This is a genomic window from Agrobacterium leguminum (genome assembly GCF_015704895.1).
GTDB lineage: Bacteria > Pseudomonadota > Alphaproteobacteria > Rhizobiales > Rhizobiaceae > Agrobacterium > Agrobacterium leguminum.
The window spans coordinates 75552-95815 of record NZ_JADQWB010000013.1 but is presented as its reverse complement, the minus strand read 5'-3'; the positions used below and the strand labels follow the sequence as shown (position 1 = coordinate 95815).

Annotated in this window: 13 protein-coding genes; 9 read left to right on the top strand and 4 right to left on the bottom strand. The window is 62.2% G+C overall.

Going from position 1 to position 20264, the window contains the following annotated elements; genetic code table 11:
* The first annotated feature begins 36 nt into the window (after nt 1–36).
* Entirely contained in the window at nt 37–1152 is a 1116-nt protein-coding gene (locus tag I3J13_RS18340) for an acyl-CoA dehydrogenase (RefSeq protein WP_236001012.1), read from the top strand.
* Nucleotides 1153–1374: 222 nt separating this feature from the next.
* Here the strand turns inward: I3J13_RS18340 and I3J13_RS18335 are convergent, their stop codons facing one another.
* Entirely contained in the window at nt 1375–3441 is a 2067-nt protein-coding gene (locus tag I3J13_RS18335) for a TonB-dependent receptor (protein WP_196379702.1), read from the bottom strand.
* A 298-nt stretch (nt 3442–3739) separates the two neighbouring features.
* Here I3J13_RS18335 and I3J13_RS18330 point away from each other — a divergent pair, with 298 nt between their 5' ends.
* Nucleotides 3740–4516: an IclR family transcriptional regulator gene (locus tag I3J13_RS18330; protein WP_196379723.1), complete on the top strand. Its 777-nt coding sequence runs from the start codon at nt 3740–3742 to the stop codon at nt 4514–4516.
* A gap of 2 nt (nt 4517–4518) precedes the next feature.
* On the opposite strand, the gene I3J13_RS18325 is transcribed toward I3J13_RS18330, so the two are convergent.
* The gene (locus tag I3J13_RS18325; RefSeq protein WP_196379701.1) at nt 4519–5820 is read right to left on the bottom strand and encodes an NtaA/DmoA family FMN-dependent monooxygenase; all 1302 of its coding nucleotides are present in this window, start codon (nt 5818–5820) and stop codon (nt 4519–4521) included.
* 214 nt (nt 5821–6034) lie between these two features.
* Between I3J13_RS18325 and I3J13_RS18320 the strand changes: the two genes are divergently transcribed.
* The 7 genes from I3J13_RS18320 to I3J13_RS18290 all read left to right on the top strand — a co-directional run bounded on the left by I3J13_RS18320 (nt 6035) and on the right by I3J13_RS18290 (nt 14143).
* Complete coding sequence (locus I3J13_RS18320; RefSeq protein WP_196379700.1) at nt 6035–6835, top strand: ABC transporter ATP-binding protein; 801 nt, start codon at nt 6035–6037, stop codon at nt 6833–6835.
* Nucleotides 6832–7845, top strand: coding sequence for a FecCD family ABC transporter permease (locus tag I3J13_RS18315; protein ID WP_196379699.1), 1014 nt, complete (start codon nt 6832–6834; stop codon nt 7843–7845). The genes I3J13_RS18320 and I3J13_RS18315 overlap by 4 nt, the downstream gene beginning before the upstream one ends.
* 11 nt (nt 7846–7856) lie before the next feature.
* On the top strand, nt 7857–8921 hold the full coding sequence (locus I3J13_RS18310) for a FecCD family ABC transporter permease (protein WP_196379698.1): 1065 nt from the start codon (nt 7857–7859) through the stop codon (nt 8919–8921).
* Between the two features lie 23 nt (nt 8922–8944).
* Nucleotides 8945–9898, top strand: a complete 954-nt coding sequence (locus I3J13_RS18305) for an ABC transporter substrate-binding protein (RefSeq protein WP_196379697.1) — start codon at nt 8945–8947, stop codon at nt 9896–9898.
* Between the two features lie 234 nt (nt 9899–10132).
* A complete protein-coding gene (locus I3J13_RS18300) occupies nt 10133–10972 on the top strand; it encodes a siderophore-interacting protein (RefSeq protein ID WP_196379696.1) in 840 nt (279 codons plus the stop codon).
* The gene (locus I3J13_RS18295) at nt 10965–11243 is read left to right on the top strand and encodes a phosphopantetheine-binding protein (RefSeq protein WP_196379695.1); all 279 of its coding nucleotides are present in this window, start codon (nt 10965–10967) and stop codon (nt 11241–11243) included. Before I3J13_RS18300 ends, I3J13_RS18295 begins: the two co-directional genes overlap by 8 nt.
* 62 nt (nt 11244–11305) lie before the next feature.
* Nucleotides 11306–14143, top strand: coding sequence for a condensation domain-containing protein (locus tag I3J13_RS18290; RefSeq protein WP_196379694.1), 2838 nt, complete (start codon nt 11306–11308; stop codon nt 14141–14143).
* 201 nt (nt 14144–14344) lie between these two features.
* Here I3J13_RS18290 and I3J13_RS18285 read toward each other — a convergent pair whose 3' ends face one another.
* Together I3J13_RS18285 and I3J13_RS18280 are read right to left on the bottom strand one after the other, a co-directional pair.
* Nucleotides 14345–15691: a condensation domain-containing protein gene (locus I3J13_RS18285; protein ID WP_196379693.1), complete on the bottom strand. Its 1347-nt coding sequence runs from the start codon at nt 15689–15691 to the stop codon at nt 14345–14347.
* Nucleotides 15692–15751: 60 nt separating this feature from the next.
* Nucleotides 15752–20200 (bottom strand): amino acid adenylation domain-containing protein, encoded by a 4449-nt coding sequence (locus I3J13_RS18280; RefSeq protein ID WP_196379692.1) that lies wholly within the window; start codon nt 20198–20200, stop codon nt 15752–15754.
* Between the last annotated feature and the right edge of the window lie 64 nt (nt 20201–20264).

Sequence of the window (20264 nt, the reverse complement as noted above, 5' to 3'; positions counted from 1 at the left end):
TTTCTGCTCGAAGACCAACTGAACGACGACGAGCGGATGATCCGCGACGCCGCCGCCGCCTTCGGCAAATCGGAACTCTTGCCGCGTGTCTCCGAGGCCTATCTTTCTGAGACCACCGAACCGGAACTGCTCCGCCTGATGGGCCGCACCGGCCTGCTCGGCGTCACCCTGCCGGAAGAATATGGCGCGGCCAATGCCAGCTATGTGGCTTACGGCCTCGTCGCCCGCGAAGTGGAGCGTATCGACAGCGGTTACCGCTCGATGATGAGCGTGCAGTCCTCGCTCGTCATCCATCCGATCTTCGCCTATGGCTCGGACGAGCAGAAGAAGAAATACCTGCCCGGCCTCGTCTCCGGCGAGCTGATCGGCTGTTTCGGCCTCACCGAGCCGGATGCCGGCTCCGATCCCGGCGGCATGAAGACCCGCGCCGAGAAAATTGCCGGCGGCTATCGCCTGCGCGGTTCGAAAATGTGGATTTCCAATGCGCCAATCGCCGATGTCTTCGTCGTCTGGGCGAAATCGGAAGCCCATGACAACCAGATCAGGGGCTTCGTGCTGGAAAAGGGCATGAAGGGCCTCTCCGCTCCCAAGATCGGCGGCAAGCTGTCGCTGCGCGCCTCCATCACCGGCGAGATCGTTCTGGACGGTGTGGAAGTGGGCGAAGACGCGCTGCTGCCCAATGTTTCCGGCCTGAAAGGCCCGTTCGGCTGCCTCAACCGCGCCCGCTACGGCATTTCCTGGGGGGTTATGGGGGCTGCGGAAGACTGCTGGTTCCGCGCCCGACAATATGGTCTCGACCGCAAGCAGTTCGGCAAGCCGCTCGCCGGCATGCAGCTTTACCAGAAGAAGCTCGCCGACATGCAGACCGAAATCGCGCTCGGCCTTCAGGCATCGCTTCGCGTCGGCCAACTGATGGACGACCATAAGATGGCGCCGGAAATGATCTCCATCATCAAGCGCAACAATTGCGGCAAGGCGCTGGATATCGCCCGCCAGGCCCGCGACATGCATGGCGGCAACGGCATCCAGATCGAATATCACGTCATGCGCCACGCCCAGAACCTTGAGACGGTCAACACCTATGAGGGCACGCACGACGTCCACGCGCTGATCCTCGGCCGGGCGCAGACGGGCATTCAGGCATTTTTCTGAGGCTTTATCCGCGTCGAGGAGTTCGGCTTTAAAGAGGCCCAAAACCTCTCCTTCGTCATGCTCGGGCCTGTCCCGAGCATCTGCAACCGATTGTTCTAACGAGACGTGGTTGGATCCTCGGGACAAGCCCGAGGATGACGGCGAGTGCGAGAGAGGGTCAACAGTTCGAGACCTCCGAAAATCATTTCGGAGGTCTCTTCGCTTTTCAACTCAGGTGACAGCTCAGAACGTGCCACGAACACCGACGCCAAACATGCGCGGTTCGGTCATGCTGGCCTCGATACCGCCAATGCCGCGGTTTTCCTTCATCAGCGTCGGTGCCCGCTCATCGAAGACGTTCTTGACGTAAGCGTAGAATTCAAGCTCCTCCTGGAACTTGTAGCTCGCCCGCACATCCGCAATCGTATAGGGATCGATTGCATAAACGGCCTTGTTATCCGTGTCGGAATAATAGCCGTCGAGATGGCGCACCTGCCCCGAAACGGTGAATTTATCCGTCACGTCCCAGCTAGCGCCGACGGTGAAGCTGTAACCCGGCGACTTGGCGAATTCCTTGCCGACATAGGCGGCATTGCTGGAAATCTCGTCGATTTTCGTCTTCAGCAGACCGGCGCTGGCCTTCAGCGTCAGATTGTCGAGGACCTGATAATCCACGCCGATTTCCAGACCGTAAGCATGAGCTTCTTCGGCATTGACGGTGTAGGATTCGCTGATGCCCGTGGAGACGACGACCGGCACGTTAAACTGGGCATTCTTCATGTCCATGTAGAACAGGTTGCCGTTCACCGTCAGCGTATCGTCCAGCAGGCTGGCGCGGGTGAACAGCTCGTAGTTCCAGATGGTTTCCTTGTCGAAGGTGCGCCATTTGCTGGTCGTCAGGTCGAATGCGACGCCGCCGGGATTGTAACCGCGGCTGATCAGGCCGCCCACCGTCCAGTCGTCATTGATGGCGTAGGCCAGCGACGCCTTGGGCAGGATTTCCGAGAAGGTTTCGTCATAATTGACCGAGCTTCTGCTGGTGGCGGAGAGCGTCCGGTAACCGGCGCGCTGAATCTGGTCCTGCTGGTAGCGCAGACCACCCGTCAGGGTCCATTGATCGGTCAGGCGATAGCTCAACTCACTGAAGAGGCCGAGATTGTCCTTGGTATCGTTGAAGCGCGAGGTTCCACGCAGATAAAGCACCTCGTCGGCTTTCGTATGTGCGTAATAAATACCCGCGACACCGCTCAGCACGTCTTCCTGATCACCGAAGGTCACGCGTGTTTCATGGGACGTGTTCTTCAGGTCGATATCGGCATCACCCGTATTCGCAATGCCGACCCGGCGCTTGGCGATGGACGAGGAGAACTGCGTCTGGTTGAACAGTTTCACGCCGTTTTCGAAATCGTAATTGATGTCGAGAATGCCGGTATTGGTGTACTGGCTGAAATTCGGCATCGTCGTGGTGACGTGGTTGAGATCCTCGAAGGGGCGCGACGCCGCTTCCTGGCTCGGCCGGTTAGAGGCGTTGTAGGAATAGGTGAGCTTCGTCGAAAGGCCGGGAATTTCCGACGGTTCCCACAGAAGCTTGAAGCGACCGTTGAATTCCTTGAAGTTCTGGTCCGTTCCCTCATGGGCGAAGGCGGAATTGATGTAGTCGATGAAGGTATCGCGGCCGGAATAATCGATCGCCATACGCGCCGCCAGCTCATCCTCGATCAGCGGACCGGAAAAGGCGAAGGAACCGCGCTTCTGGTGATAATTGCCGATTTCCGCCTGATAGCTGGCTTCGGGCGTAAAGGTCGGGTCCTTGGTGTTGACGAGGATCGCGCCGGCAATGGCGTTGGCGCCCTGCGAGGTGGTCTGCGGGCCGCGGAACACCTCGATGCTTTCGACATCCCAGATGGAGCTCGCGCCATAGATGAACTCGTTATAACCGAGATAGTGGCCGTCGACATTGATCGTCGCGCGCGGCACCGTGCCGGTGAAGAAAGCGATGGAGCCGGTATTCGGTCCCTGCGTATCCTGTCCGCGAATGATCGGGGCGCTGACATTGTCGGTGTAAACGACGTTCGGAATATCCTTGATCGCGTCCGATACGGTCGGGTCGCCGGTCTTTTCTTTCTTGATTTTATCCCCGGATATGACCGAAACGGACGACGCCGTGTTCTTCATGTCGCGCGCCACTTTTTCACCGGTCACGACGATCGGCTTCAGGACGGTGGTGCCCGCCGTCGCCGCCTGCTGATCCTGACCGAGAACCGGCGTCACAAACAATGTCGCCAGCGTCAGAGCGCTGACCCCGCTCATCAAACGACCGTTAGAGCTAAACCCCATCACACACCCCTAATAAACATGAGTATTAAAGTCATATTCAAGTAACGGAAGCGTTATCCGTTTCGCAATAGAGAATGCGTTCTGTATTGCGGACAAAAAGGCTTCCGTAACGGGATGTGCCATATTTACAACAAAGTTTACCGACCGCCGCTTGCGCACCCGCAGCGTTTCGAAAGGGAACAGCATGGTTCCGTCCGCAGAAATCGATTCCGATTTCCGGTCCGATGCGTTAGGCATGCTCAACAAAACGGGGGGAACGCGCTTGAACGCCATGGATGACGATTCGGACAATCTGCCGGAAAACGAGGGCGAAAAGCGCTCGGCCCTCATTCAGTCGGTGTCGATCGCGGCGCGTTTCCTCAATCTTCTCGCCAGATCGGACAGGGCGCTGGCACTTGGCGAACTGGCCAAACGCGCCGGCACCGGCCGTTCCACCGCGCATCGCTACATGCAAAGCCTCGTGCGGGAGGGGCTGGTGATACAGGACCCCGCAAGCGGCAGTTACGATCTCGGACCCGCGGCGCTCGGAATAGGCATCAGCGCGCTCAGGCGAATCAATCCGGTTGAAACCGCCGGCCGCCAGATGAATGCGCTTGCTTCCAGGATCGGCGCCAGCTGCGGCGTGGCGATCTGGACCGAACGCGGCCCGACCGTGGTGCGGTGGGCGAGAAGCGCCAGCTTTTCCATCAGCACCGTGGCGCTCGGCGATGTTCTGCCGCTGGACAACAGCGCCTGCGGGCTGGTTTTTCAGGCCTACCTGCCGCCGGACAGGATAGCCGCCGTGCGCAGGCTGCAACCGGCCGCCTTTCGCGGCTCCCGTCCCGATGCCGGCATTCTGGAAACCATCCGCGAAGCGGGTGGCGCGGAACTCAATGAACATCTGTTCTCCGCCCTGACGGGCAAGGCCGCGCCGGTTTTCGACGCCCAGGGCGAACTCTGTTGTGTCGTCACCACCGTATCCTTCGTGGCCACCGCCGAGACCGAACGGCATTTTTCCCGACTGATCGAAGCAGCCGGACAGGCGACGGCCGAATCCGGCGGCGCGTAAGCCTATTCGGCCAGATGCTCCGCAAAGGTGCGGCCGGAATAGGCCGTGCGGAAAAGCCCGGCATCGGCGAGCTTCGGCAACAGCCGCTCCAGCACCAGCCGCATGGACGCCACCGAACCGCCGGGCACCGCGACGAAACCGTCGATCGCACCGGCAGCCGCCCATTCGCGGATGGCCTCAAGGGCATCTTCAACGGTGCCGATGATCTGCCAATGGCCCGACCCCATCACTTCCGGACGTCGCAATAATTCCGCAACACTCAGCGTCTCCCGCTCGATCAGCCGGCGTAGCAGGCCGGCATGGGTGCGGCTTCTCGGTGTCTCCGGCGGCGGCGGCAGGTCGGAGGCGGTAACGATCCGCGTGAGCGGCCAGTCCGTGAGATCAAGACCCGTCATATCGCGAATGGAGGCAAAGGCGCGGGCGCGGTTGGCGCGGGCATGGGTCTCCACGAAGAGTTCCAGCGCCTCCCTGCCGGTCTCCGCGAGATAGAGGCTGAGGCCCGGCATCAGCTTCACGCCGTCGGGGTTGCGACCGTGGCCCTCGGCACGCCGCCGCAAATCCGCCCTGAGTTCGATGGCCGCCTGCATGTCCGGCGTCGAGGCAAAGACAGCATCGGCCACCGACGAGGCGAAATCACGACCTTCGGGAGAAGCGCCCGCCTGCACCAGTGGAATGCGGCTGGCATGGGACGGCAGGTTGAGCGGGCCTTTGACGCTGAAATGCCTGCCCTCATGCGCCACCGGCCGCACCAGCGAGGAATCGGCGAACCGACCGCTTTCCCGGTCGAGTTTGATAGCTTCGTTCGGAAAACTCGCCCATAGCGCTCTCACCACCTGCGTGAATTCGGCGGCGCGCTCGTAGCGTTCCTGCGGCGAAGGCATCTCTTTCAGGCCGAAATTTTCGTGCCCCTCAAGCGCCGTGACGATATTCCACCCCGCCCTGCCATTGCTCAGCCAGTTCAGCGACTGGATCTGGCGGGCGACGACATAGGGCGGCAGAAATGTGGTCGAAACGGTGGACAACAGCCCGACATGGCTGGTTTCCCGCGCAATGGCCGCAAGAAGCATGGTCGGGTCCATGCTGGCAAATCCGCCGCCGGTCTCCAGCCCCTCGGTGCGCAGAAAAAGCGTATCCGGACGAAACACGAAATCCACATGGGCAGCTTCCGCGCGCTGCGCCAGATCGACGAAATAGTCGCTGGAAAACACCCCGTTTATATCGCTGTCCGCGCGCCGCCATGCCTCGCCGCTGAGCCAGGTTGGGGCCAGCGACATGCCGACATGAAGCTTGGCTGCGACTGACATGATGCACCTCGACTGAAATAACCGGCAAGAAATCCGCACATTGAATCGGCAAATTTCGATTTGTGGAGAGTTTTACTATAGTTTAGTGTCGCTTCAAGACCACACCGTCGCGCCTGCCGGAAAGAAATGCTTTTTCCACGGGTTCGATATTTAAATTCAAATACTTATAACGACCGTGCGGCGTCTCGACGCATGGGTGCATGAATAATAGGAGTTGTATCCGGTGCTTGACGCCACGGACCTTCACGCCAGCTATGGACATGTTCCCGTCCTGCGGGGGCTTTCCGCCCGTTTCCAGAACGGCCGCGTCACCGCGCTGATCGGCCCCAATGGCTGCGGCAAGTCGACGCTGTTGAAGACCATCATGGGTTTCGTGCCTTTGTCATCGGGGGCAATAAGGCTCGGTGAGCGTTCGATCGGCGAGATCGGACGCCGCGAACTGGCGCGGCGCATCGCCTATCTGCCGCAGGAGTGCCATTGCCCTGACTATATGACGCTCGGTGAGCTGATCGAGCTTGCCGGTTACGCCCGTTACGGCCTTGCGGGCGGCCCGACCGAACGCGACCGCGCGCTTTTTGCCGAGGCGCTGACGACCGTCGGGCTGGAAGACAAGGCGAAAGCGCAGGTCAACACGCTTTCCGGCGGCCAGCGCCAGCGCGCCTTCATCGCCATGGTGCTGGCGCAGGATACGGACGTGATCCTGATGGACGAACCGGTCAATCATCTCGACATGAAGTATCAATATGCCGTTCTCGGCCTCGTGCGCGAACTGACCGACAGGCATGGCAAGACCGTCATCGTCGTGCTGCACGATCTCAACCTTGCCTCCACCTTCGCCGATGATGTCATCATGCTGAAATCCGGGCGGGTTCTGGCGTCCGGGCCGGTTGCCAAAGCGGTCACACCCGAAAATGTCGCCGAGGTCTTCGATCTCGAAGCCGATATCTTCTCCCGGCAGGGGCGGCTCATCTGCGTGCCCCGGCTGGAGCGGCAGGAACAGGCCATTCCGGCATGACCCCGAAAATAACGCTGATTTTCGCCGCCGCGCTGCTGCTGGCCGCCATCCTCGCCATCAATCTGCTGGTAATGTCCGGCGACATGCCGCCTGCCGAAATACTGGCGACGCTCTGGCGCGGCGAGGCCGACAGCTATGAGCAGTCGGTGCTTCTCTATCAGCAAATCCCACGCGCGCTGATTGCCATCTATGTGGGGGCGACTACGGCCGTCAGCGGTTGTGTGCTGCAGGGGCTTGCGCGCAATCCCCTCGCCTCACCCTCCACCCTGGGGCTGAATGCCGGTGCGACGCTTTTTGTGATTGCCGGCGCGCTGGTGTTCGATTTCTCTCCGGAAATACAGGGCCTTGCCGCGCTCGCAGGCGCCGGCTTCGGTTTTGCCGCCTGCTTCATCGTCGCGCGTCTCGCCGGGCGGGCGAACGATCCGCGCGGCCTGTCGCTCATCCTTTCCGGCGCGCTGGTTTCCATGCTGCTGATCGGCGTGACCAACGCCCTGCTTCTCTCCAATCCCACACGCCGGGCCGAGTTCCTCAGCTGGGTGGGCGGCAATATCAACCACGTCTATGCCGAGCGCCTGTTCGATTTCTGGTGGATCGGCGCAATTGCGCTCGTCATGTTGTGGGCGGTCGCCCGGCCGCTGACGCTGGTTCTGCTGGGCGCGGAAAAGGCCGCCTCCGCCGGTGTGAATGTCACGCGCATTTCCCGCATCGCGCTCTTCGCCACCATGCTGGCGTCGGGTTCGGCGGTGGCGATCTGCGGCCCCATCGGCTTCGTCGGCCTCATCGTGCCGCATATGATCCGGCCGCTGGTTGGCGTGAACTTCACGCTTGCCCTGCCGGCCTCCGCGCTTGTCGGCGCGGGCCTCTGCGTGCTGGCCGATCTTGGCGCGCAAACCCTGTTTGCGCCCTATGTGGTCAATACCGGGCTGTTCATGGATCTGCTCGGCGGCCTCGTCTTCATCGTCATCGTCAAGCGCTTCTACCTGTCGCCTTCGGCGAGGGGGCTGTCATGAAGGGGGCTTTCATGAAACGGCATTTCGCCACCGACGGCAAAGCCGTCCTCCGGCTGCCGAGCGGCCTGCAGATCGGCATCGGCAATCTGAAAGCCGGCCTTGCGCTGATGGTGCTGGCGCTGGCGCTGGCCGCCCTGTCCGCCAGCCTCGGTAATACCGAAACGGGCCTCGCCGATCTCCTGCGCGGATTGGTGGGCGGGCATCTCGGCGACGATCAGGCCTATGCGCTGTGGACGGTGCGGCTGCCGCGTATCCTGCTCGGTTTCATGGCCGGCTGGAGTGTGGCGCTGGCGGGCGCCATGCTGCAATCCGTCGCCCGCAATCCGCTCGCCGATCCCGGCCTGTTCGGTCTGAGCCAGGGTTCGATGACCACCATCATGCTGCTTCTGGTGCTGGTGCCAACCGCACCCAAGACACTGGTGGCGCTCGCGGCCGTTGGCGGCGGTCTGGCCGTCGCCTTCCTTCTCATCGCCCTCGTCGGGCGGGAACGCTCGAGCGGCCTTTCCATATTGCTGATGGGCATCGCAATTGAATCGGCGCTTTCCTCCGTTTCGTCCGTGCTTCTGCTCTACACGCCGGCCGAAACCTCGCTGTCGCTGGCTGACTGGATGGCGGGTTCGCTGTTTCAGGCCAGTTGGTCGACCATCCTCGTTTTCGCGCACCTCTTTGGCGCAAGCCTCGTGGGCATTTTTCTCATCGGCCGGGCGCTCGCCGTCTTCGATCTCGGCAATGAAATGGCCATGGCGCTCGGTGAAACCGTCAGGCATTCGCGCCCGCTCGTCATTGTTTTTGCGGTCATCCTCAGCGCCTCCTCGGTTACCGCCGTCGGCCCGCTCACCTTCCTCGGCGTTATCGCCCCGCATCTCGCCACCTTCGTTTCGCCCGCCGTCGGTCGCGCCAGGCTTTTCCTGTCGGGGCTTACCGGCGGCATTCTGGTCGTCACCGCCGATACGCTGTCACGCGGGCTGGTGGCCGATACGCCGATGCCGATCGGCCTTGCGCTGACGCTGATCGGCGTGCCGCTTTTCATCCTCACGCTGCGCCTTCAGGCGCTGCGCAGAACCAATAGCCACTGAAGACATCGAATAAAGGGAATGCCATGCGAATTGCCATCCTCATCACCGCACTTCTGGCCGCCGGAACGAGCCTCGCCGCCGAGCGCAGCGTGACCGATGCCGCCGGCCGCACCGTCTCCGTTCCGGAAAAGCCGCAGCGCATCGTCGTCATGCATGAGCCGCTGCTCGGCGTGCCGCTGATGGATCTCGACGCCAATGTGGTCGGCGCCTATGGCCGCAACAGCGACGGCAAATTCGCCACCGCCGTCGACTTCGTCGACACCGTTCTCGGTGAAGGCCGCACGAAACCGAAGGGTTTCGGCGCGGTCGGCCAGATCGACCTCGAAAAACTGCGGGCGCTGCAACCGGACCTGATCGTCGCCACGGAAATGGATGGCGGCAAGGCCGAACAGCTCTCCACCGTCGCGCCCGTCTATCTGCAAAAGGTCAGCACCGGCCATGCCTACGGTTTCAGCGTCGAAGAAAACCTTGCCGCCCTGGTCGGGCGAAGCGATGTCTTTGCCGAGCGCCGGAAGACCTATGACACGAAGCTCGCCGCCGTCAAAAAGACGCTGGGCGACGATATCAAGGGCAAGACCTATCTCGCGATCCTGCTGACCGACCAGATCAATGCGGTGGGTGACATGTCCGGCGCGGTGCAGGCATTGGAGGATTTGGGTTATACCCGCCTGAAGATCGACAACGCCGCCTCTTCGGGCGGAATGGGCTCGACCCTGATGATGCCGCTGAGCGCCGATGCCTTCGGCAAGCTCAATCCCGATCTGCTGGTGGTGATGAACAGCTATACCAGCCCCGCCCGCGGCGAGGCCGGAACGCGCGCCGCCCTTGAAAAGATCATTCCCGGCTGGGAGCGTTTCTTAAAACCGGCGCGCGAGAAAAGGATCGTTTTCCTCGATTCCACCAGGGTCACGACGCCTTCCATTCCGAGCGCCCTGCACACATTGAATGAGGTGGAAAGCTGGGCAGGCCGCCGCTGAACGACGTTATCCAAAGCCAATCCCGGCACGATTTATGTGCCGGGTATAAACTTGAGTTTTTGAAGAAAGTTATATTGCCCGGGCCGAAACCGCCTGTTATGGTTCGAGCATCTTGACGCAACGACGCCGGAATATCGCGCCGGATGAGATTCCCAACGCGCGATCGTCCGGCACGCCGACCCGGGACAGCGAGACCGCCGAACCCGTCGGCGATATCCCAGGAAAGACAACAGCATGAGCATGCCAGAAACCATAGATTCCCCCATTCCGGACCGCACTCCCAAACGCCATCGCCACGCCGTCGCGCTGCGCGCGCTCAATGTCGCGCGTGTCGAAAAGCTCAGCCGGTCCATGGTCCGCATCGTCCTGACCGGGCCGGAACTGGAGGGCTTTGCGAGCCTCGGTTTCGACGACCACGTCAAGATGTTCTTTGCCCAGCCCGGCGAAACCGAACCGAGCCTGCCGGTGATCGGCCCGAACGGCATTGAATTCCCGGAAGGCGCGCCGCGCCCGCTGGCGCGCGACTACACGCCGCGCAGCTTCGATGCCGAAAAAGGCGAGCTCGCCATCGATTTCGCCACCCATCACGACGGCCCCGCCAGCAACTGGGCGAAAGCCGCCAAAGCGGGTGACAAAGCGTGGATCGCCGGTCCGCGCGGCTCTTTCACCGTTCCCTTCACCTACGACTGGCATCTGCTGATTGCCGACGATACCGGCCTTCCCGCGCTGGCGCGGCGGCTGGAGGAAATGCCTGAGGGCACCCGCGTCGTGGCGCTGATCGAGGTCGAGACGGATGCCGACCGGCTGGAGCTCACGACGAAGGCGGATGCGTCTATCGTCTGGGTGACGCAGAAGACGGAGAACGGAACCGACCACAACGCGCTGGTGGGCGCTCTGCGCAAGCTCGACCTGCCGAAGGGCGATTTCTTCAGCTGGGTCGCCTGCGAATCGAAGGCTGCAAAGGAGGTTCGCGCCCTTCTGGTCGAAGAATTCGGCGCCAACCCCAAATGGACTCGCGCTTCCGGTTACTGGCGGCGCGGCGCCAGCGGCGTTCACGATCATTTCGATGAATGAACCGGCAATCGCGGCGGACGCCATGCCGAAGGCGGAAACGATGATGACGGAAATCAAGGCCCTTGTCGCCAGGGTTCTCGACGATGAAGCGCGCGACATCGAACCGGGGGACAACCTGTTCGGTCGCGGGCTTCATTCGCTTGCCCTCATGCGGCTGATGCCGCCGCTTTCACAGCTTGCCAGAACACGGCTCGATTATGACGATCTGGCCCGGCAGCCCACGCTTGCCGCCTGGCAGGCGCTCATCGAACGGTCGCGCGCGGGACATTGATCCCACGATACAGCACTTTTCGCGCCGGAGCGCGATTCCCGAATATTTCCAAGGAGAGGACCATGGCAGCAGACAATACGCGTATGCTCGCACGTCGCATCGAAGAAACTTTCGACAGGGGGGATGCAGCCCCGCCGAGCCAATACGAAGAACGGGTCTGGTTCGAGCAGTTTCAGGATCCCGATCAGGTCTTCCGCGCCCTTCTCGCCTATCGCATCGGTGAAGAGTGCGATCTGCTGCGTCTGACCTCGGCGCTGAAGACGGTTTGCGAGGTCTGGCCCGAACTTCGTGCACGCTTTGCCTTCGGCGAGGACGGCACGCTTGCCAAGAGCATCGAAGCCCCGTCCGCATCCATCGTGCAACTGCTGCATGTTCCATCGGCGGGCGAGGCCCTGACCTTGCTGCACGACCTGCAGGCAAGGCCCTTCGATGCCGAGACCGACCCGCCGTTTCAGGCCGTCGTGCTCTTAAGCGAAGGAGAAATCCTGCTGGCATTTCTGGTCCACGGCCTGCTCGGCGAAGTCCTCTCGCCGCAAATCCTGCTGGAAGGCATTACGGCGGCCTATGCCGGTGAGACACCGAAACAGCTTTCGCCGCGCGCGGTCGAAAGCGACGGCGTCGACCCGCTTCCGCTTCAATGGCTGCAACGTCCGGCCTCCGGCTCGACCGTCGTGGCGCTGCGGCAAAACGGGATCGACAGGCCGGCGAGCCACAGCCACGGCGTCGATCTTCCCGTCACCCTGCTCGGCCTCAACAGCTCCACGGCGACGAACGCTCTTCTGGCCCGCGCCGGATCGCGTTTTGCCCTTTTCCTGGCGAAAAACGGCGGTCCCGAGACCGTAACCCTGCGCCTGGAGCCTGGTACCGGCGCTTCAATGCCGATGTCGGCTGAGGCTGCGGCACGGGTAGCGATCTCCCGCGACCAAACGTCCGAACAGGCTGAAAAAGCCGTGCTGTCCGGTCTGGAGCAGCGAAACGACAATGAAGGCGGAACCGCAACCTTCACGCTGCAGGCGCTTGCGACACCCGTTCAAGCCATATCGGAGCATGGGCTCCAGTTTGAGCACCTGCCCCTGCCCTCCCTGCAATCCGGTCTCGGTCTGACGCTTGCCGCCGGTCCGACAGCCGCCGGCGACATCCGCCTCGAATTGACGGGCGGAAGGGAGACATCGCCGCATGCGACGGCCTTCCTGCTGGAGCGCTTCGTCAGCCATCTCGAAGGCGGCGCGGATTTTTCCGGCATCGTCCCTCAAAACGCCGTGGCGACACCGCAGCAGGCGGCCCTTTCGCCCGCTGCTTCCGGTGAAAACGACGACGACACCGCCGCAACGATCCTTGCGGAATTCCGTGAAGCGCTCGTCTCGCCCGACATGGGGCCGGATGACGATTTCTTCGATTTCGGCGGCCATTCGCTGATTGCGACGCGCATCATCGGACGTCTTCTCAGCAATCACGGCATCGAGCTGCGCTTCAACGACCTGTTCAGCTACCCGACCGCCGCCTCGCTCGCAACACAGGCGACCCGGCTCGAAACCGCAGCACCCGCGCAGGCCGAAGCGACGGCGAGCGGCTCGCTCACCGCACCGCTTTCGCTGGCGCAGATGTCGCTCTGGAAGGCCTATGCCGCCTTCGGTTTCGGCGAAATCTTCAACATTCCCTTCGCACTCGATTTCCTCGATCCGGTGGATGAGAATGCCTTCGAATGCGCCTTCCTCGATATCATCGAGCGCCATCCCGGCCTGCGGACCCATTTCTACGTCGAAGACGATACGGTTCTGCAGAAGATCGTGCCGATGCACGACCTGCCCGGTTACAAATGGTTCTGGACCAGCGAAGAAAGCGAAGGTGTGGACCGGCACGCGGAGGCCGGCTGGCGGTTCGATCTTGCGCATGAACTGCCGATGCGGCTGCGCTTCCTTAAGGATGCGCAGACCGGCCGCCAGGTGCTTTCCTTCCTCTTCCATCACATCGTACTCGACGAATGGTCGGTGAACCTGATGATGGACGAACTGACCGAGGCCTACCGGGCAAGGGCGGCGGGCAAGGCTCCGGTCTTTGCCACCAAGCCGGCGCCCTTCCATGAATTTGCGAGAAAACAGGTCGCGTCAGGCGTCAATGCCGGCCACCTTGCCTATTGGACCGATATGCTGCGGGATGCGCCGAAAGGCCTTACCCTCAACGGACAGGACGGCACGCCGCACGAGGCATCGCAGGACGAAGCACCGGCGGGCGGCTGGATCGAGTTCAAGCTGGAAAAACATGTCAGCGACGGGCTTTACGCCATTGCCAAGCAGAACAGCGCCTCGCTGTTCAACGTGGTCTATGCTGCCATCGCCGCATCGCTGCGCCATCTCGGCGGGTTGAGCGATCTCGTGGTCGGCACCTCGGCTTCGGGCCGCACCGATAGCAGCTATTTCGATACGATCGGTTATTTCACCACGGTTGTCGCCCATCGCGTGCGTTTCGGTGAGACCATGACCGTCGGCGACCTGATTTCTTCGGTGAAGAACACCATCAACGGCTCGCTGGAACATAGCGAAATCCCGATCGATCTCGTCGAGGAAGCGCTGGGCATGACGCCCGGCCGCGACCATCTGTTCGAGGTCTTTATCCAGATCCACGCCAAGAACAAGCTTAACGGCACCCTTGCCGGGCCGGATGGCAAGCCGGTGGAGTTCCGCCAGATCGACCCCGACAAGCATGAATCCATGCTGGGGCTGCAATTCGAGGTGATGGAAGAGACGATCGGCGGCGAGCGCTCCATTCGCGTGCTGATGAGCTACCGTTCGGACCGGTATGGCCCGCAGGACGTCGAGCGGCTGCGCAACACCACTAGCGGCGTCTTCAGCCGCTTTGCCGAAGCCGGCGCTTCGAGCCGCGTGCTGACAACGCTCGCCTGAGCTGGACTTGCGCAGGGAAAACCCGGCTTCGCCTTAGCGGAGCCGGGTTCAATTTGTTGGCAAAATCCTGAAAGCCCACCTCCGTCATGCTCGGGCCTGTCCCGAGCATCTGCAGCGCCTCGACTTATTGGACGTGATTAGATCCTCGGCACAAGGCCGAGGATGACGTAGAGTATCGGGTAAGCGTTATCGGCCTTCCCCTCAAACCGCCAGACGGAATGTCGTGGACGCCTCAGCCGCCGCAAGCGTCAGCGCCTCTTCGCGCAGCATGGCATCGAGGAACAATGGCAACTCCTCGCGGTAACGGGCGAAATCCTCCGCTTGCGTCAGCGCTGAATCCGCATCGATATGCAGGTTCAGCTCGCTGCCGTCATCCTCGCCACGGAAGGTCAGGTTGAACCCGTCGCCGGGACCGTTGGCAAGGATGTGCCTGACAACGGCAAGCCCGGCAAAGACCGGTGCGCTGAAGGGCAGGACATTGATGAGCGGCGAGAAGAAGAAGCGCCGGCCCTTCGGGATTTCACGGTCGGCGGCGATCTGCTCGATGCGGTAGCGGCCATGCAGGCGCTGCTTTCTCAGATTGGCGGCGTTGCGCGTCAGAAATGCGCCGAGGCTTTCGCCCGGCTCGATGGTGAGATGGAAGGGCAAAATATTGACGAGCATGGCCGGCATATGCGCGCCGACGCTGCCCCAGCGGCTCATGAAGGGCAGCCACAAGGTCAGCACATCGCGGTCCGGCCGCGGCAGGACGCGGTGGAGATAAAGGCCGGAAAGCAGCACCAGAAGGTCCGGCCAGCCGATCTCCATTGCGCCCGCCACCTGTTGCAACCGCGTGCTGAAACCCTGCGGCAAGGCCGCGTCCGTATGCAGGCCGCCGCCGCCATAATCCTCGCAATCCTTGTCCAGCACCGGCAGATCGGCGGGTGCGGCAAGATAGGCCGCCCAGAAATCGCGGTCCTTTTCAAAACGCCGGCTTTGCTTGTAGGCATCCTCTTCGGCAAGGAAATCGCCGAAGGGGTGGAAATCCGGACCCGCTTCGCCTTTGCCGCAATAGTGCCCGTAAAGCTGGCCGCAGCGCTGCTCGACCAGCGTCAGGCCATAACCATCAACGACGATATGATGGGCGCGGATATACCAGAGATAACGATCGTCGGCGATACGGTAGAGCAGCTGCGCCGAAAGCCTGTCGGTTCTGAGATCGAGCCTTGCTTCCACATCCGCGTTCATGCGCCGCAGCGCCTCTTCCAGGGGAGCGGAATCGCCGCGGAGATCGACAAGCTCCACCACCGGGGCATGGCTCGGGTCGCAGCATTGCTGCGGCGTCTCGCCGTCGTCGCCGATGCGGAAACGGATCGACAGGACTTCGGATTCGCGCACGGTGCGTTTGATCGCCTCGATGAGCGCGCTTTCATTCACCGCACCGGAAAGATCGATGTAGTGGGCGACGGTGGAAACCGGCTCGTCGGGATGGAAGGAAAACTCCTCCCAGAAATCGAGTTGCGGCTGCGTCAGTGGAAGCCAGCCGCCGGCAGGATCGATATGCGCCATCTGTTTTTCCTTGCACAATTTCCGTTATCGGACGCGAAGTGCCGCCCGAAATGATTGGGTTCACGCCGCCCGGGCGGCCAGGAGCGAAGTCACCTGTCTGGCGTTGCGGCACCGCAGAAGCTGCTGCGGTGTGAGCTCCACGCCGAAGGCGGTGCGGATTTCAGCCGAGACGGTTTTCAGATGCGAAGGCAGAAGACCGAGCGCCAGCAGGTCGCTGTTCGCATCCACATTCGCCGGTTTTTTACCCAGCACGCCGAGATAAATATCCAGCACCCGGCGGTCGCCCTGATCGACGGCGGGAGCCGCAGGGGCGGAGATTTTTGCCGGTTCCGCAGCACCGGTCAGCAATTCGCGGGCGCGACGGCGATCCGGCTTGCCATTGGCCGAGAGCGGCAGATCGTCGACCTTGAGAAACCGGCCGGGCACATGCGATTCCGGCAGATGCTGGCGGGCAAAATTGCGCAGATCGGCGGTCGAGAGTTCAAGGCCCGGTGCAACGACGTACAGCACGCCGATGGCCGCCTCGCCCTTTTGTTCGACGCCGTAATCCACCACCAGAACCCGCTGGATGGAAGGATGGCGGATAAGCTCGTTTTCCACATCCGGCAGCGAAACGCGCACGCCGCGCACCTTGACGTAACCATTGACGCGGCTGGCAAACATGATCTTGCCATCCGGCCGGTAACGGCCCCGGTCTCCGGTGCGGAAGGCGCGCACGGGGTTTCCTTCCGGATCGGCAACCGTCACGAAATCCGTCTGGGTAATCGCGCCATCCTCGAGATAGCCGATGGCCGCATTCACGCCGGCCGTATGGATGCGGCCGACGACACCGGCCGGGCAATGGCCGCCCTGATCGTTGAGGACGAAATAACGATTGGCGGGCAGCGGGTGGCCATAGGGCACGGCCGCCACATCTTCCGCAACGATCTCGTGCCAGATGCTCCAGATCGTGGTTTCCGTCGGCCCGCCGAGCGATATCAGCCGCAGGCCGGGCTTCAATCTGCGAAGCTCTTCGACGATCATCGGCTTGATGTAATCGCCGCCCTGCGCGACGAGCCGCAGCGAGGCAAGCTGGTCGCCACGGCGGCAGGAGAGAAGCATTTCGAGGATGGCCGGCACCGAGCACCAGAGCGTGACGCCATGTTCGGCCACCAGCTCGTTCCAGCGCACCGCATCCTTTTCCTCTCCCGGTTCCGGCAGCACCAGCGTCGCGCCGGCGACAAGCGCGCCGAAAACATCGAAGACGGACATGTCGTGATGCAACGGCGTGACGGAGATGAACACATCGCCATCCGTCACCGTCCATTCCGCAAGCGTGCTGCCGATGACATTGGCCGTGGCGCGGTTGGAAAGCACGACGCATTTCGGTTTGCCCGTCGTGCCGGAAGTGTAGAGATAATAGGCAGGCTCTTCGCTTTGGGAAAGCGCCGCCACCTCCGCCATGGTAACGGGTGCACCAGCCGGTGCGGGCGTGGACAGAAGCGCCGCAGGATCGACAGCGTCGAAACCCTGCGGAACGCTGCGGGCGACGATGACGGCCGGGCGGCAATTGGTCAGCAGATAGCGCAGGCGATCTTCCGGCGAGCCGGCATCGACAGGCACCCAGACCGCGCCCATCAGCGCTGCAGCGAGCGTGATGGCCGTATGTTCCGGGCTGCGCGGCAGGCAGACGGCCACGACATCGCCCCGGCCGATGCCGCGCGCCTTGAGGCCCGCCATCGCCCCTGCCACCATCTGACCGAGTTCGCCATAGGCGATGCGCCGCTTGCCGCTGACGAGCGCCGTGCGTGACGGGTCGCCCTCGAAAAGATGGCCGGCGATCCGCTCCAGAAATGGCGGGCAGACGAAGTTTCCTTCGTCGCCGTTCAGCCGGTAATGGGACAGGTCGACAATATCGCTTGTGTTGAAGGAGAAAGCGCCGCTATTGGCGATCCCGGCAATCGCGCGTTCGATGGCGGCGAGAATATCCGCCACCGTCGCCGCATCGATCGCCTGCTCGGCATAGTCGATATCGAGCACGAGATCGCCCTGCGGATTCTGCGAAAAGCGGAAATCCAGCGCCACCTGTGGCGTCTGGGTAAGCCCGCCGGTCCATTGCATCGTCGATTCGGATGAAAGCGTCGGCCAGGTCAGACCGTTGGTGATCACCACCGGCAAGGCGAGCCCACCCGGATTGGCATTGAGAAGCACACGATTGAGATCGATACCCGAAAAGGCGAGATGGTTCAGCCCTTCCAGCACATCCGTCTGGAGGCCTGCCGCCCGCTCCGCAAAGCTATTCTTGGCCGCATCCCATTGGACGGCAATGAAGCTGGAGCGGTTGGCGAAGGCGCCTTCCACCTGCGGAGCGACGGGAATGCCGACGACGAGCGCGCCTTCGTTGAGCCAGAGCGAGAGCACATCTAGAATAACGGCCGTCAGCGCCGAATTCTTGAACAGCCGCTGTTTCGCACCGATGCGCGAAAAGGCGGTGAAACGCTGTTTTTCGACAGTCAGGCTCTGGCGGCTGTAACGCGAGGTGGGAATGGTTTCGAGCGGTGCTTTCCACGGCAGTTGCGAGGGCACCTCGGCATCTTTCAACTTTTCAGCCCAATAGGCGGCATCCCCGGCACGGGCCGCCGAGATATCCTCCTTCGGCGTTCCGGTCGTAGCGGCGGCTTCCGGCGGCACGACGCCATCGAAGAGTTCCGCCGCGAGGCTGGCAATGGCCCGCCCATCAAGGATAAGCGCGTCGAAACGCAGGAAGACCACGACCTTATGCCCCGTCGGCCCCGCATCCGGCGTAAGAAACACCGTGACCTGCCATGGCGAGGCTGCGAGATCGAAATGTGCATGGGAGAAATCCCGTCGCACCGCGCCGATCCTTGCCTCGGCTTGCGGAACAGACATGGCCGAAAGATCTACGAGATCGAGATTGATCTTCGGCTCATCGGAGACCATCTGCACCAACCGTCGCTCGTCGATACGGGTGCGCAGGCTTTCATGTCTCGCGACCATCGCGGCAAGCCGCGACCGCAGCAGTTCCGGGTCGATATCGCCGCGATATTCGCGGAACTCCTGCATGGCCACGCCGCTCAGCGGCAGATGGGTGCCGCGCCCGAGCAGATAGGCCTGTTGCAGGGGTGAGAGGGGACGTTCCATGGGTTTTCCTTTTGCCTCGGCTGCCGTTTCCGACCGCTGCGCGACCAATCGCGCCACGCTTTCGCAAACAAGATCGGGGCTCTCGGCAAGCCGGCGAAGAAGAGCGACGTAGGTTTCGAACAAGGCGCGCAGCCAGCGTTCCGGCAGCGCATCGAGCCGCACATCCCAGTTGATCAGCAGACCGCCATCCACCGCCGCCACCTGCGCATCCAGCGCCACCCCCGGCCCCTGCGAGACGGTGTGGACCATCGGACCGAATACCCGCCCGACCCGTTCCGAAAACAGCTCCCCACCCGGAAGATCGACGCCTGCGGTGAAAACCACCGGCGAGGTCTGCAAACCACCGCGCTGGCGGGAGAGATCGCGCATGACGCTGACGCCCGGATAGGACTGGTGTGCGAGAAGCCCGTTCATCTCATCAAATAGCCGACCAAGCAGCGCTTCAAGCGATTCTTCAGACCTGATATCGACGCCGAGCACGAGCACGTTGGAAAATTCGCCGACGATCTCATCGACCCCTTGCACCAGCGGCGCGCGCCAGAAACCCGGCACGGAAAGCCGGAATTTTTCCGCCCCCGACGCCTGCGACAGCGCCAGTGCGAAAACACCGAGCAGAAGGGTCGATGTCGTCACGGAAAAACGCCGCGCCGTCTGCTCCAGACTGCCGCGCTCCGCCGCTGAAAGCAACGCGGCGAGCCGGTCCGTGTGAACGGCGCGCAAGGGGTCATCGGACAGAAACGGCAGCGGCGGAGCGTCCGGAACATCGGTAAGCCGTTGTCGCCACCACAGGCGGTCCCTTTCGCGCAAGCCCCTCAAGTCCGGATCGGACATGAGACGTTCCGCCCAGTCGAAAAACGACGGGGTCACCGATTCGAAAGTCCGGGTTTCGTCTGCGCCTGACGCCGTCTCGTAAAAACGGGCAAGGTCTTCCATCACGATCCGCATGCTGGCCGGATCGACGGCCAGCATGTCTGTGTCCACATGCAAACGGCAACGTCCCCCCGGCAACAGGCTGAGCGAGATCGCCGCCGGTGCGGCAATGCGTAAATCGGCCCGGCGATGGCTCCATTCCTCGCGCTTCGCCTCAAGACGGCGTGCAAGCGCCTCCGAATCAAGCGCGGCCATGTCCTCCACATCGAGGCGGAGCGGCCGGCCGGCAGGATCGACGGACTGAAGCCCTTCAGCATCGATCCTGAGGCTCAGCATGGGGTGACGCCGGCAGAGCCCTTCCACGGCAACGGCCAGTTTTTCCGCATCCACCGCCTGCCCGTCGAATTCGAGGTAGAGATGCGGCGTAACTTTCCCGAGTATTCCATCCGCCTCGCGGCCGACCCAATAGGCCACCTGCATGGGGGTTAAATTTAGCATGTGAATTTGAACCGGTTGACAAAACATGATTAGCATACTCAAGTATAAGCCATCGTCAACCACT